Raw genomic sequence first — 14,273 nt, forward strand, 5'->3', positions numbered from 1 at the left:
ACGTCGGATACGATCGACCGATGACCCTCCCGCCAGCTCAGAAGCGCAGCGCGGCGGATGTCGCACCGGTGCGGTTCACCCCGGTGACCGACGCACGCCCCGACGACGGCGAGTGGGCCCCGATGGCCTGGCCACCGGCATCCGAAGTGCTGCTCGTTGGCGAGCATGTACGACTCTGTGCGCTGAAGCCAGCGCGCGATGCCGACGAGCTCTTTCACGCGCTCGACGAGGATGCGACCTGGGAGCACGTCGCGGGGCGACCGACCGACGCGGCAGACTACGCGGCGAAACTGCGCACGGCTCCGGCGAGCGGTCGTTGGCCCTGGGCCGTGCAGCTGGCTCGGCCGCTCGGTGCCTTCGAGGAAGGGGCCCTTGTCGGCACGACCTCGTTTCTCGACATCTCACCGTCAGACGGCCGGCTCGAGATTGGATCGACCTCGTATGCGCGCTCCTGCTGGGGCACCTCGATCAACCCCGAGACGAAGCTGTTGCTGCTGGCGTATGCCTTCGACGAACTTGGCGCCGGCCGGGTGCAGCTGAAAACGGATGCGCGGAACGCGCGTTCCCAACAGGCGATCGACCGCTTGGGTGCCAGCTATGAAGGCACTCTGCGGCGTTACCAGCGTCGCGCCGACGGCAGCATCCGTGACACCGTGATGTTCTCGATCACGGTCGAAGAGTGGCCCGCCGTGCGTGACGGGCTTCGCCGTCGGCTTGCCGAGTAGCGCTGAGCGAATGGATGAGGCGCTGAGCGTTGCTCAGACGGCGGTGCGCGAGAGGGGGTGGGGGCGTCGACCGCGCATCTCGAACGTTGCGTTTGCCTCGCTACCGAATCGAGGATTCTTCGAGCACTTCGCCGTTGACGCTCAGCACGCGCCACTCGTTGTCATCCCTGACGATTGTCGAGATTGCTCCGTTTCGAATCTGCTCGAAGCTCTGGCCGGACAAGTGCTGCAGGGTGTAACGGATGAGAGTGCCATGGCAGACGATGATGGTGCGGGCGTCGCCGAAATCATTCGCAATCTGCAGAAGCGCACGCGTGGCGCGGTCGACCATCGTCTCAAGCGATTCGAGCCCGGGGTACTGATTGTCGGGCCAACGTTCGGCAATGACCTCCGCTGTCGCCCCCTCCGCGTCGCCGTATCCACGCTCGACGAGGAGGTCGTAGCTGGGGCCGAGTTCCAATCCCAGTCCGCCGGCAATGATCTGCGCCGTCTCCCGTGCTCGGGACAGCGGCGAGCTCACGATCACGTCCCACTCCTCTGCGGCAAGCAGGCCGACAGCGTCGCGGGCCTGACCGCGTCCGGTGTCATTGAGGGGAATGTCAGCCATTCCCTGCAGCCGGAGATCGCGGTTCCAATCAGTTTCTCCGTGGCGAATGAGGGCAAGGGTCATGAGAGTCACTTTCTGGGGGCTTTTCTCTAGTCTGGCTGAACTCCCTGCGCGAACACTCGACTCCGAGCAAGTCAGACTCTTCACGATGGCTGAAGCCGTCAGTCAGAGCCGGCGACGAACGTCGGTTTTGGCCCGGTCGCCGCGCGTCGGTATCCTGGGCGAGCGAGAGTGCGCAGTCTGGGCCCCGACCGGGTGACCTGGCTCTCCTCGCAGCCATTTCCCGGGCCGCATCCGCGCAGCCGCCTCCGTCACCTCGGATGCCGCGCTTCTGCAGGGGTATCCACCGCGCCGCTGCGACAGGGCGTCGCCCTGCGCCGAACACCCGTGATAGAGGAATTCGATCCATGAGAAACAAACTTGGCCTGGCCGTCGTCGCGATTGGCGCAGTTCTGGCCGCCACGCTCTCGGGATGCGCGAGCACCGGAACCGGCAGTGACACCGCGTCGGGAACTCCCGCCTTCAAGATCGCGACGAACGCCTGGATCGGCTACGGCCCCTGGTACATCGCCATGGATCAGGGCTTCGACACCGAAGAAGGCGTTGCGCTCGACCTCGTCAACATCGAAGATCCCAGCGCATTCCGCGCTGCGGCCCTCAGCGGCGACGTCGATGCCGCCAACTTCGCGACGAGCGACTGGCTGAAGAACTTCGACAAGCTCGACATGCCCGTCGTGCTTCTGCAGGACGTGAGCACGGGCGCCGACGCCCTGGTCGCCACCGCAGGCATCACCTCGCTGGCCGATCTGAAAGGCAAGCGCGTCGCTTACCAGACCGGCGAGTTCAACGAGATCATGGTCGACACCGCACTCAAGCAGAGCGGTTTGACCATGAAGGACGTCACCCAGGTCGAGATCCCCGTCGAGCAGTCCGCGGCCGCGCTGATCTCCGGTCAGGCGGATGCAGCGGTCATGTACGAACCGCACATCTCGGCGGCGCTCGCCGCGGACCCGAGCCTGACGAGCATCTACACCGCGGGGGAGAACCCCGGGATCATCGGCGACGTTCTCGCGGTGAACTCCGACTTTCTGAAGGCGAACCCGGCAACGGTAACTGCCGTGATCAAGGCCTGGGACCGCGGGGTCGCGTTCCTGGCCGCGAACCCGGAGAAGGGCCGACAGATCGTTGCGGATGCCCTGGGCACGCCGCTTGAAGATCTCACCGCCGCATTCGACGGCGTCAGCTATTACACCGCCGCCGACAACGTCGAACAGTTCGCGGACGCGTTCCCGAACGTCACGGCGCCGATGATCCTCGACGCACTGAAAGCGACCGGGCAGATCGATTCGGCACCGGATCTCACGAAGGCGATCGACACGAGCTTCGCCCAGTCCGCCATCAAGTAAGGCGCGACATGGCTGAGCAACGCACACCGAGCACCCTGTTCCGGCTCGACGGGTCGATCTCGGCGCGCACCTACACCGCAATTGCCATCGCGATGTTCGTGCTCGTGGGGGTTGTCTGGTGGGCGATTGCCGCCTCAGGCATCGTCAAACCGATTTTCCTGCCGAGCCCGGGGGCCGTCGCCGGTCGTCTCGCTGAGCAGGTGGCCAACGGCCAGCTGATGGATGACATCGGTGTCTCGGTACTGCGCATTCTGGGCGCATTCCTTGTCTCGGCCGCCTTGGCTCTGCCGCTCGGGCTGTTGATGGGGCGCATCCGCTTCTTTGAGGCGCTCTTCGTTCCGATCACCGAGTTCATCCGGTATATGCCGGTGGTGGCATTTACACCATTGACGATCGTCTGGGTGGGTGTCGGCGAGCTGCAGAAGCTTGTCTTGATCTTCATCGGCACCTTCTTCGCCTTGTTGCTGATGATCATGGACAACGTGCATCGCACCCCGCGGGAATACGTCGAGAGCGGGCGCACCTTCGGAATGTCGGAGACGCGCATCCTCTGGCGGATTGTGCTGCGCGCAGCATTTCCGACGATCTGGGATTCGTTTCGGCTCGCGCTCGGCTGGTGCTGGACCTGGCTGGTTCTCGGCGAGTTGCTGACGGCCGGCTCGGGGCTTGGCTTTCGGATCACGCTCGCGCAGCGCTTTCTCGACACCGAGCTCATCTTCGGCTACATCCTCGTGCTCGGCCTGCTCGGCCTGATCACCGACCAGGTCATGCGCCTGGCCGGCCGCCTCATGTTCACCTACGCGAAGTAAGCGAGACCGACGGATGTCCATCCAACTCGACAACATCGGCATGCGGTTCGGCACGGGCTCTTCAGCCGTGTGGGCGGTCAAAGATGCCTCGCTGACCATCGAGAAGAATCAGTTCGTCTCGATCGTCGGAACCTCGGGCTGCGGCAAGAGCACCCTGCTGTCGATCGTCGGTGGGCTTGTTCTGCCGACCGAGGGCACGGCATCCGTTGACGGAGTGCCGATTGCGAAGCCCGGCCTCGACCGGGGCATGGTCTTTCAGAACTACAGCCTGTTTCCGTGGCTCACGGCGCAGCAGAACATCGAGTTCGTGCTCAAGGAGACGGGCACCAGTCGGGCCGCTGAGCGCTCAGACCGTGCCCGCGAAATGCTCACCGCCGTGGGGCTCGCCGACTTCGCCGACAAGTATCCCTCCGAGCTCTCGGGCGGAATGCGGCAGCGCGTCGCGATCGCCCGGTCGCTGTCGTACCGGCCGTCGATCCTGCTGATGGACGAGCCGTTCGGCGCACTCGATGCGCTCACTCGCGGGCTCATGCAGGAGCTCCTGGTGAAGATCTGGGAGCAGTCGGACCTCACGGTTCTGTTCATCACCCACGACATCGCCGAGGCGGTCTTTCTCTCCGACCGGGTGCTCGTGATGACCAACCGGCCGGGCAAGATCAAGGCTGACATCGCGATCGACCTGCCGCGGCCACGCACGGAGGACCTCATCCGTTCGCCCGAATTCGGCGCGCTGGAGTTGCACGTGCTCGATCAGATCAAGGCCGAATCGCGGGCGGCTGAGCACCTGACGCTGCCGGTCGACAGCGCGCCGGCGGCGTTCGCCTGACGCGCGCGCCAACATCCGTCTGAGCCGCAACACGCACGGCCCTGAGGCGATTCGTCCTGAGCGCTAATTGGCGCGGCGCGGGGCGGGTGCCGCTGCGCGCGTTGGCGCCAACCCGCGCAGCGGCGCCGGACCCGCGCGACGTCACTGTGAGCCGAGCGGGTCAGCCGACGCCCGGCCCGTTGTAGTGGTGCTCGAAGACCATGCTCGTGCGGGTTGAGGCGACGGCCGGGTTCGCCGAGAGGTTTTCGACGACGAAATCGCGCACATCGTCGGAGTCCTCAGCCAGCAGATGGATGATGAAGTCTTCCGCGCCGCCTAAGAAAAAGACCTGCACCACGCGCGGCATCACCCGAATCTCCTCACGGAAGGCCGGAATCTGCGTGCGTGCGCCCGGGCGGATGTTGACGCTGATGAGCGCCTGCAACCCCAGACCCAGCGCCTTCGGGTTCACGTCGGCCGTGAACCGGGTGATGATTCCACGGCTGACCAGCGACCGCACCCGCACCACGCAGGTCGACTCGGCGATGCCGGCGGCCTGCGCCAGCCGGCTGTTGGTCATCCGGGCATCGGCCTGCAACTGGGCAAGGAGAATGCGGTCGATGTCGTCGAGTTCAGCAGGGGTCTGAATTCTCTTCAGCTCGGCCATGAAAAATCCCTCTCGTTCCGCAGTTTTCGCTGCGCTCGTGCCAATTCTTGTAGATTCCGCGGAATTTCGCCAGACCTATCGAGCAAAAAGCAAAATTAACGAACCAAAACCGGATGTTTCCGGGCACGACGACGAAGACGGAGCAGCACATGCGGGTTGGCATTCCCACCGAGATCAAGAACAACGAGAACCGCGTTGCGATCACCCCAGCCGGAGTACACGAACTGGCCCGTCGCGGCCACGAGGTGCTTATTCAGAAGGGCGCCGGACTCGGCTCCAGCTTCAGCGACGACGAGTTCCGTCTGGCCGGTGCGTCGATCCTCGACTCGGCCGAAGACGTCTGGGCCGCCGCCGACCTGCTGCTCAAGGTGAAGGAGCCGATCGCCTCCGAGTACGCATTGATGCGCAAGGATCAGGTTCTGTTCACCTACCTGCACCTCGCAGCGTCCCGACCCTGCACCGAGGCCCTCCTGGCCGCGGGAACCACCGCGATCGCCTACGAAACCGTGCAGCTCGCCGACCGCAGCCTCCCGCTGTTGTCGCCGATGAGCGAGGTTGCCGGGCGCCTGTCGGTGCAGGTCGGCGCCTACCAGCTGATGAAGGCGGCCGGAGGAAAGGGCATCCTCCTTGGCGGCGTTCCCGGAACCCCCAAGGCGAAGGTCGTCGTCATCGGCGGCGGCGTCGCCGGCGAACACGCCGCGGCCAACGCACTCGGCATGGGCGCCGATGTCACGATCATCGACCTCTCGATCCCGCGTCTGCGCCAGCTCGAGAATCGCTTCAACGGCGAGATCCAGACCCGTGCCTCGTCGCAGTACGAGATCGCCGAGCAGGTGCGCGACGCCGACCTCGTGATCGGCTCGGTGCTGATTCCGGGTGCGCAGGCGCCGAAGCTCGTCACCGACGAGATGGTGGCGTCGATGAAGCCGGGGAGCGTTCTCGTTGACATCGCGATCGACCAGGGCGGATGCTTCGAAGGGTCGCGCGCGACCACCCACGACGACCCGACCTTCGCCGTGCACGACAGCATCTACTACTGCGTCGCGAACATGCCGGGCGCGGTTCCGGCGACCTCGACGCGCGCGCTGACCAACGCGACGCTGCCGTACGTGATCGCCCTGGCCGACAAGGGTTGGCAAAAGGCGCTGGCCGACGACGCTGCGCTGGCGAAGGGACTGAACACCCACGCCGGTCGCGTCACCAACGAGCACGTGGCCGCTGCTCTCGACCTGCCGCTGCTTCCGTTGGCTGAGCTGGTCGCGTAGCGTCTTGCGCCGGCGCACGGGGTCTCGGCAGGCCCGGGCAGTGCGGTGGGCGGGTCCGGGTTCAGGAGTGGAGTGCGTGTCGCGGTAGCGGATGCCCTCGATTCCGGGGGAGTACCTCGGTCGACACGCCTCCACTCCTGAACTAGGTTCTGCGCGAAGGTTGGGCGCGCGAGGTGTCGACAGGCTCGACCACCGGAGTGGGCGGGTCCGGGTTCAGGAGTGGAGTGCGTGTCGCGGTGGCGCGCGCTCGGGATTCCGCACGATTCCGCGGGAGCACCTCGGTCGACACGGCTCCACTCCTGATTTCGGTACCCCCGGTGGGGTCCGGTGACGAGTTGGGCGCGCGAGGTGTCGACAGGCTCGACCACCGGGGTGGGCTGGGCCCAAAACTAGGAGTGGAGTGCGTGTCGCGGTGGCGCGCGCTCGGGATTCCGCACGATTCCGCGGGGGAGTTATGGACGACACGCCTCCACTCCTGCTTTCGGTACCCCCGGCGAGGCGCGCGACGAGTGCTCGCTACTCCTGGAATTCCTCGGCGCGGGAGCGGTCCCAGAGCGCCAGCCGGGTGTGCGCCGGCTCGCCGATCCGCTCCACGACCAGGTGTAAGAGCTGCTCGGTCAGCATGAACGCCGCCGTCATGCTCTGGAACGCGTGCTCGGTCACGCTCGTGACATCGAGCACGACGTCGGCGCGCGGAGCGACCGGGCAGGCGAGGCTGTCGGTGACCAAGATGAGGGTCGCCCCCCGACGCTTGGCGGCCTCGGCGAGTTCTTCGGCGCTGCGCTGGTAGCGGTGAAAGTCGAACAGGACCACGACATCGCGGTGGTTGAGGTCGACGATCGTGCCGAGATCCTTACCCTGCGGGTCAGAAATCATGCGCACGCCCGGTCGCAACTGTTCCAGGTGCAAGCCGAGATGGAAGGCCACAAGGTAGGAGAACCGACCACCGACCAAGACGATGCGCCGAGTCGGGTCGGCCAGCAGACCGACGGCCGATTCGTAGGAGGCTTCGGGAATGCGGGCGAGCGACTCCACCGACCGATCGGCCTGTGTGCGGCTGTGCCGCAGCGCCACCTCGCGCGCAGACCCGGTCTCCACCTCGGTGCGCAGGCGCACCAGCGGGCCAGTCGACTGCCGAGTCAGCTCCTCGCGCAACGCTTTCTGCAGCTCCGGAAAACCAGTGAAGCCGAGGCTCTGCGCAAACCGCAGCACGGTCGGCGGACTCACCCTGGCCTGCTGCGCGAGCCCCGCCGCTGTTGAGAGTCCGGCACTGGGATAGTCGGACAGGAGCACCCGGCCCACCTGCCGTTCGGCTCTGCTCAGCGAAGCGAGCACTGCCGACACCTGGTCAGAAACGGTCGGAGAGGATGCGTCCACGCGCTCAGTCTGCCAGTATCGGCGCGATCGATGCTCTGCCATCCGCCAGGCTGATGGTAATCACAGATTCCGCCGGCATGGGCCGCCAGCCGGCCTCGGCCACGCCGGTCGAACCGATCAGCACTGTGCCGTCTGGCTTCGTCAGCCACTGCAGCGAGTAGTAGTCGTCGGCGTGGGCATCGGGAAGGTCGAACTCGCGCAGCATCGTCACGTCTTCGTCGCTGAGGAAGCTGCGTGCGTTGGCATGCACGACCACCAGATTCGAAGCGTCGAGGATGATCGCGTTGAGGCTTGCGGCCGGGTAGGCGTGGCGCAGCTCACGCGCCGTAGCGAGCGACGCAGCCGGCAGTGCAAGACCGGCGCGCATCTTCTCCCTGATCAGCGAAAAATACATCTCGCTGTCGGTATCGCCCTGCATATCGGCCAGGCTCGCTGGTGCCAGCAGCCCTCTGATGCGGTCGATCGGTTTCAGTGTGCCGTTGTGCTCGAACGAGATTGCGTCGGCGAGAAACGGATGCGTGTTGTCGTCGCCGATCTCGAGCCCGAGTGTCGCCCAGCGCAGGTGAACCATGGCGGCGCGTGCCGGGGTGTCGAGCGTGCGGTGAAAGTCCGGGTCTGCCGCGGCGGACAGCGGCGACTTGTGCACGGCGGGCTGTGATCCGACCTCGGGCACTCCGGCCCACCCCCAGCCGTCGCCGTGAACCTGGGCGAGAGAGATCAGGCACTGCAAGCCGGAATCGCCCAGCTCCTGATCGACCGTGCTGGAGCGCGGAGCCACGAATGCAAAGAGTCGGCACATCTGGGGGTCCTCCACGGTTGGGGCGGGTGCAATCTGAAATAAATATTACATGTTTTGAAAATGTAATGCTTTTGAAACATTTTTGCCGCATGATTGTCGAACAACGACGTACCGACGAAAGCGATCCCATTGTGACCCTGCCGACCAACCGCTCCACACGCGACGAACTCGAAGCAGCAATGCTCGCCCTGGAAAGCGCCGGAGTGGCCCTCCTCGTCGGAACAGCATTGGACTATGCCGGAGTGACCCGCAGCAAGGGAGTCCCGGTTCGTCGGCTTGCCGCGTTCCACGAGACCGGCATGGGAGCCTCACCGACCTGGGTCGTCTTCTGCTCAGACAACGGAATCGCCTTCACCCCCTCGATCGGCGTCGTCGGCGACTTGCGGCTGCGCATCGACAGCAGTCAAGTGCGCCAGATCGACGAGGGCCTGGCCTGGGGGCCCACCGACTACTACAACCAAGACGGCACCCTCTCCGAGTCGTGCGCACGCGGTCGCCTCGCCGCTGTCGTCGAGAGTGCGGCGGCACTCGGCCTGGCCCCGCTCATGGGAACCGAGCTGGAGTTCACCCTCACGACCCGTGACGGTCAGGAGCTTCCGAAAACCGCCTGGTCCGCCTACGGCATGAGCGCGGTCATCCGAAACCGGGAGTTTCTCGTCGACCTCACCGCGAGCCTCGAGAAGGCGGGCGTCTGGCCGGAACAGATTCACGCCGAGTACGGCGTCGACCAGTTCGAAGTGTCGCTGGCCCCGGCGAGCCCGGTCGCCATGGCCGACGCCAGCATCCTGGCCCGCATTGTGATCGGCATCGTCGCCGAGCGTCACGACATGGCCGTGTCGTTCTCGCCGCTGCCATGGATCACCCGCTCGGGCAACGGCGCCCACCTGCACCTCTCGCTCAGCCGCGACGGTGCCGGACTCTTCGGGGGCGGCGATGGCCCCCACGGGATGACGGCAGAGGGCGGCTCAGCCATCGCCGGCATCCTGGCGGCACTGCCCGAATTGCTCGGCGTCTATGCGGGAAGCGCCATCTCTGCGCAACGGTTGAAGCCCGGAAGCTGGTCGGGCGCCTCGGCCTGCTGGGGCCTGGAGAACCGGGAAGCGGCATTGCGTTTTCTCGCGGGAACACTCGGCAACCCGCACGGCGCAAACATCGAGCTCAAGATCGTCGACCCCAGCGCCAACATCTACATTGCCGCTGCCGCCCTTCTCGGTTCAGCGCTCCACGGCGTGACGCACAGCCTGCCGCTCCCGGCAGAGGTATCGACCGATCCGGCGAGCGTCGGCGCGTCGAGCGTCGGCTCGGCGGGCGTCGACTCGGCGAGCGGGTCAGACCCGGCCGTGCTTGCGCTTCCCGCCGACCAGAAGAGCATCCTGGACGCGTTGGAGCAGTCGGCCCTCGCCGTCGAAATCCTCGGCGCCGGAATCGTCGAAGGCGTTGTCGCCGTTCGTCGCCACGAACAACAGGTTTTTGCCGACGCCAGCCCCGAAGAGATCGCTGCCGCGCTGCGCTTCGCCTGGTCCTGACCCAGCCCCCAGTCCACCATCGCACCGCGGCATCCGCTGCTGTGCCCCACCTCGTTTGCTGATTCGTCTCACCGATCGCCCACCTTGAGAGCACTGGAGTACATCATGGCAACAGACACCATTCCGCCCAAAGCAATCAAACGTCGACTTCCACTCTGGGTGGCGGTGGCACTGTCATTGGCGACAGTCGGCCCCACGCTCGCCATGGCCGGCAACGGTCAGGGCTTGATCGGAATCGTCGGAAAGTCGATCCCCCTCGTCTTCGTGATCGGGTTGGTCGGCGTCGCGCTCGTCGGCTACGGGTTCGTGCGGCTCACCCGGCACCTCAACCACGCCGGTTCGGCCTACGCCCTCGTCGGCGGCACCATCGGCCCGCGCGCCGGGTTCTTCTCCGGATTCGCGATGCTCGGAGCGTACGTCGGCTTCTCCATCGGCACGCTGGCCCTCACCGTGACCTTCATCAACGCCTTCTTGGCGGAGCTGCAGAGCGGATCGGCCGACCCCTACCAACTGCCGTGGCCGATCGTCGCGATCGTCGGCGCCGTGGTCTCGTTTCTGCTGGCCGGCCGTGATGTCTCCCTGATCGCCAAGGTGCTGCTGGTCATCGAGGGAGTGGGAATAATCGCGATGCTCGTTCTCGTCGCCGTGATCTTCGCCAACGGCGGGGCCCCGACCACCGGTGTCGATTTCAGCGTCTTCAGCTTCGAGGGCGTCGACGTGTCGCAGGTGATGGCGGGTGTCGTGGCGGCATTCCTCTCCTGGGCCGGCTTTGAAGCCTGCGCCTCGCTCGGCGAGGAGACCGACAACCCCAAGCGCAACATCCCGCGTGCCCTCGCCGGCACCCTGCTGCTCACCGGGGTGCTGTTCATCGTCGTCATGTTCGCCCAGACCATCGGCTTCGGCACCGACGAGGCCGGGCTCACCGCCTTCCAGACCTCCGGCAACACGCTGGGCGACCTCGGTCACGACTTCATCGGCAGCTGGTTCGGCCTGATCGTCATCTTCACCGCGATCTGCGCGGCCTTCGGCTGCCACGTCGCCACCGCGGCGACGTCGGGCCGGATGCTCTACGCGTTCGCCCGGGATGGCTTCGGCCCGAAATACCTCTCGGTGCTCGATGTGAAGACCGGCAGCCCGCGCCGCGCCACCCTTCTTGTCGTGGTGCTGGCACTGGTCGCGAACCTCGTCTGCGCTGCAACGGGTTGGCCCGTAATGGGAACCGGTAATCCGCCTCTCGACGCCTACTTCCTCTTCGCCGTCGCCGGCGCCGTCTGCCTGATGGTGGCCTACTTCATGGTGGAAATCGCGGCGGTCTGGTTCACCGGCAATCGCAAATTCGACGTCGTGCACGGCGGTCAGGGCCGGTTGCTCGGGATCGCATTGCCCGGGCTCGGCGCGGTCGTCATCGCCGTCGTGCTCTGGTTCAACGTCAAGGACTCCTCGGATCCCGCCGCTGCCCCGCTGCTCGGTCTCTACTGGTGCCTGCTCGGCCTGGTGCTGGCGCTCGCCGCTTCACGGATCGCCACCAAGGTCGGTGCGGCCCTCACCGCCGAACTCGACCTGCCGTCGCTCGGCAAAGAGCTCGACCCCTTTGAGAAAGTCGGCAAGTGACCTCTCTGCTTGAGCGCGATGCGCGGGTGATCGCCGGTGTGGAGAAGCTGAGGTTCTTCCCGCTCGAAGTTGTCGAGGGTCGCGGCTCGAGCCTGTTCGACCCTGCCGGGCGCGAACTGCTTGACCTGTCGGCCACCTGGACGGCCTCTGGCCTTGGCCATGGACATCCGGCGATCGTCGCGGCGATGACCGAGGCGGCTCGTACCGCACCGGGCTCCGGTGGGTTGTCGGCCATCCACCCGGACTCGGTCGGGCTGGCCGAAGACCTGCTCGCGCTCGTTCCCGGCAGCGGTGAGCGACGTGTTTACCTCGGTCACGCCGGCTCCGATGCCAATGATGTGGTGCTGCGCGCCTGCCGTCATTTCACCGGCCGACGCACCGTGCTCGCGTTCGAGCAGAGTTATCACGGCGGCGTCGGGCTGGCCATGGCGGTGTCGGGTCAGCAAGTGGATGCCGGCCATGCGGCCGACCCGGATGTCGCGTTTCTGCCGTACCCGAACCCGTTACGCCCCTTCACCGGTGACATCGACTCGACTGTTGCCGCGGTGCTCGAGCAAGCACGCACGCGATTGGCCGGCGGAACGATCGCCTGTCTGATTGTGGAACCGATTCTCTCGGACGGTGGACTGGTGGTGCCGCCGGCCGGGTTTCTCGCGGCGTTGCACGCGCTCTGCCGGGAGTTCGAGGTGCCGCTGATCTGCGACGAAGTCAAGGTGGGCCTCGGCCGCACCGGCGCCCTGCACGCGTTCTCGTTCGACGGAATCGAGCCAGACATCGTCACGTTCGGCAAGGCGCTCGGCGGCGGCCTGCCGTTGTCGGCGGCCGTCGGGCCGGCGGCGATTCTCGACCATCCGGCCGGCTCCGCCCTGCTGACCACCGCAGGCAACCCGATCTGCACGGCTGTCGGACGCGCGGTACTGCAGACGATCGTGGGCGAAGATCTGCCCGCGCGGGCCGGAGAAGCCGGTACCCGATTCCGTGCCGGTCTCGACCGGATCGCGGCCGGGCACGGCGTCGATGCCGGCCGGTCCGCCGAACGGATCGGCGATGTGCGCGGGCGGGGGCTCACGATTGGGCTGGAACTCGTCGGCGACCGTGCCGGCCTGACCGCCGATCCGCGGCTGGCACAGCGCGTCGTCTACCGGGCCTGGCAGCTCGGCGCCGTGGTCTACTACGTGGGCGGGAATGTGCTTGAGATCACGCCGCCGCTGATCATCACCGACGACGAAATCGACCGCTCCGTCGACATCCTCGATCGAGCGATCAGCGACGCGATGGCCGGAAAAGTAAGCGATGAGGAAGTGAAACCGTATGCCGGATGGTAGCCGCGACAGTCAAGGCCGCGACAGTCAAGACAGCGAGAGTCACGACCGCGAGATTCTGGGCCGCGACATTCTCGCTGGGCTCAACGGTCGGGTGCCCGCCGCGCTCGCCGAGGCGGTGACCAGCCTGCCACTGGTCGACCACCACGTGCACGGATGCTTCACCACGGCCCCGACGCGCAGCGAGTTCGAGCAGGCCATCAACGAAGGCTCGCCCGATCCGATCCCGTCATTCATGACCATGTTCGACTCGCCGCTCGGCTTCGCGATCCGGCGCTGGGGCGCCCCGGTGCTCGGGCTGCCGGCGCACGCGAGCGCCGAGGACTACTGGGCGGCACGGTCGGCCCTGCCGGTGGACGAGCTGGATCGCAGGTTTCTGAGTCCCGCCGGCGTCGACCGGTGGATCATCGACACCGGGTTCAGCACGGGAGCCATTTCGTCGCCGGCCGTCATGACCGAACGGTCGGGCGCGCCGAGTTCTGAAATTCTGCGTCTCGAGCAGCTGGCCGAACAGCTCATCGATCGGGGCGCATCCGCGTCGTCGTTCGCCGACGACTTTCGGGCCGCACTGCAGGCTGCAGCGCCGGGCATCGTCGGCTTCAAGACCATCGCGGCCTATCGCACCGGATTCGACATCGAGTGGTCTCAGCCGGCGGATGCGGCAGTGGCGCGAGCCGTCGCCGCCTGGCAGGCCGCCGCCACCAGCGGCCCGGCCAGGCTGACCGACCCCGTGATCATCGCGTTTCTCATTCATGCCGCGGCCGCACTGCGCCTGCCGATTCAGTTTCACGTGGGGTTCGGCGACCGGGACATGGATCTGCACCGTTCCAACCCCATGTTGCTGCTCGGTCTGTTGCGGCAGAGCGCGCTGGCCGAGACGCCTGTCATGCTGCTGCACTGCTACCCGTATCACCGGGAGGCCGGCTACCTCGCGCAAGCGTTCAACAATGTCTATTTCGACGTCGGGCTCAGCGTCAATTACGTGGGCGCGCAGAGCCGGCAGATCGTCGCGGAGTCCCTCGAGCTGGCGCCGTTTGCCAAGCAGCTCTACTCGTCCGACGCGTTCGGGCTGCCCGAGCTACACCTGCTCGGCTCCGTGCTCTGGCGACGCTCGATGGCGCAGGTGCTCGGCGACTGGGTGACCCAGGGCGACTGGGCGGAGGCCGACGCGATCCGGGTCGTCGAGATGATCGGTGCCGGGAACGCCAGGAGGATCTACGGGGTCTGATTATCGTTGGTCGAGGAGGCCGCCCGCGGCCGTCTCGAGACCTGGTGAGCCGACGTTCGAGCGCAACCCGAGTTCAAGGATTGGCTCACGAGATCTCGAGACGCGGCCTCCTGCGTCGGCTGCTCC

General features: G+C 66.2%; 13 protein-coding genes. 9 read left to right on the forward strand and 4 right to left on the reverse strand.

Translation table 11 applies throughout. From position 1 onward, the window contains the following. Positions 1-20 precede the first annotated feature (20 nt). Positions 21-725, forward strand: coding sequence for a GNAT family N-acetyltransferase (locus ABD791_RS15880; RefSeq protein ID WP_345068483.1), 705 nt, complete (start codon positions 21-23; stop codon positions 723-725). A gap of 100 nt (positions 726-825) precedes the next feature. Here the strand turns inward: ABD791_RS15880 and ABD791_RS15885 are convergent, their stop codons facing one another. Further along, complete coding sequence (locus tag ABD791_RS15885; RefSeq protein ID WP_345068485.1) at positions 826-1,395, reverse strand: histidine phosphatase family protein; 570 nt, start codon at positions 1,393-1,395, stop codon at positions 826-828. Between the two features lie 344 nt (positions 1,396-1,739). Between ABD791_RS15885 and ABD791_RS15890 the strand changes: the two genes are divergently transcribed. Genes ABD791_RS15890 through ABD791_RS15900 form a run of 3 tightly spaced genes read left to right on the forward strand, consistent with a single transcriptional unit; the run spans position 1,740 to position 4,373 of the window. Beyond that, positions 1,740-2,738, forward strand: a complete 999-nt coding sequence (locus tag ABD791_RS15890) for an ABC transporter substrate-binding protein (RefSeq protein ID WP_345068486.1) — start codon at positions 1,740-1,742, stop codon at positions 2,736-2,738. Between the two features lie 8 nt (positions 2,739-2,746). Beyond that, positions 2,747-3,547 (forward strand): ABC transporter permease, encoded by an 801-nt coding sequence (locus ABD791_RS15895; protein WP_345068488.1) that lies wholly within the window; start codon positions 2,747-2,749, stop codon positions 3,545-3,547. Between the two features lie 13 nt (positions 3,548-3,560). After that, entirely contained in the window at positions 3,561-4,373 is an 813-nt protein-coding gene (locus tag ABD791_RS15900; protein ID WP_345068490.1) for an ABC transporter ATP-binding protein, read from the forward strand. A 160-nt stretch (positions 4,374-4,533) separates the two neighbouring features. On the opposite strand, the gene ABD791_RS15905 is transcribed toward ABD791_RS15900, so the two are convergent. Beyond that, positions 4,534-5,019: an Lrp/AsnC family transcriptional regulator gene (locus ABD791_RS15905; protein ID WP_345068492.1), complete on the reverse strand. Its 486-nt coding sequence runs from the start codon at positions 5,017-5,019 to the stop codon at positions 4,534-4,536. 149 nt (positions 5,020-5,168) lie between these two features. Between ABD791_RS15905 and ald the strand changes: the two genes are divergently transcribed. Continuing rightward, positions 5,169-6,284: an alanine dehydrogenase gene (gene ald, locus ABD791_RS15910; protein WP_345068494.1), complete on the forward strand. Its 1,116-nt coding sequence runs from the start codon at positions 5,169-5,171 to the stop codon at positions 6,282-6,284. A 516-nt stretch (positions 6,285-6,800) separates the two neighbouring features. Here ald and ABD791_RS15915 read toward each other — a convergent pair. After that, entirely contained in the window at positions 6,801-7,661 is an 861-nt protein-coding gene (locus ABD791_RS15915) for a MurR/RpiR family transcriptional regulator (protein WP_345068496.1), read from the reverse strand. Between the two features lie 4 nt (positions 7,662-7,665). After that, positions 7,666-8,460 carry a class II glutamine amidotransferase gene (locus ABD791_RS15920; protein WP_345068498.1) on the reverse strand — a complete coding sequence of 265 codons (795 nt, stop codon included), beginning with the start codon at positions 8,458-8,460 and terminating at the stop codon, positions 7,666-7,668. An 89-nt stretch (positions 8,461-8,549) separates the two neighbouring features. Between ABD791_RS15920 and ABD791_RS15925 the strand changes: the two genes are divergently transcribed. The 4 genes from ABD791_RS15925 (at position 8,550) to ABD791_RS15940 (ending at position 14,147) form a co-directional block, all read left to right on the forward strand. After that, positions 8,550-9,986, forward strand: coding sequence for a type I glutamate--ammonia ligase (locus ABD791_RS15925; protein WP_345068500.1), 1,437 nt, complete (start codon positions 8,550-8,552; stop codon positions 9,984-9,986). Positions 9,987-10,091: 105 nt separating this feature from the next. Beyond that, complete coding sequence (locus ABD791_RS15930) at positions 10,092-11,597, forward strand: APC family permease (RefSeq protein WP_345068501.1); 1,506 nt, start codon at positions 10,092-10,094, stop codon at positions 11,595-11,597. Continuing rightward, positions 11,594-12,922 carry an aspartate aminotransferase family protein gene (locus tag ABD791_RS15935; RefSeq protein WP_345068503.1) on the forward strand — a complete coding sequence of 443 codons (1,329 nt, stop codon included), beginning with the start codon at positions 11,594-11,596 and terminating at the stop codon, positions 12,920-12,922. The genes ABD791_RS15930 and ABD791_RS15935 overlap by 4 nt, the downstream gene beginning before the upstream one ends. Further along, positions 12,909-14,147: an amidohydrolase family protein gene (locus tag ABD791_RS15940; protein WP_345068505.1), complete on the forward strand. Its 1,239-nt coding sequence runs from the start codon at positions 12,909-12,911 to the stop codon at positions 14,145-14,147. The genes ABD791_RS15935 and ABD791_RS15940 overlap by 14 nt, the downstream gene beginning before the upstream one ends. The last annotated feature ends 126 nt before the right edge of the window (positions 14,148-14,273 follow it).

The sequence above is a fragment of the Glaciibacter kafniensis genome (assembly GCF_039538945.1).
Lineage (GTDB): Bacteria > Actinomycetota > Actinomycetes > Actinomycetales > Microbacteriaceae > Cryobacterium > Cryobacterium kafniensis.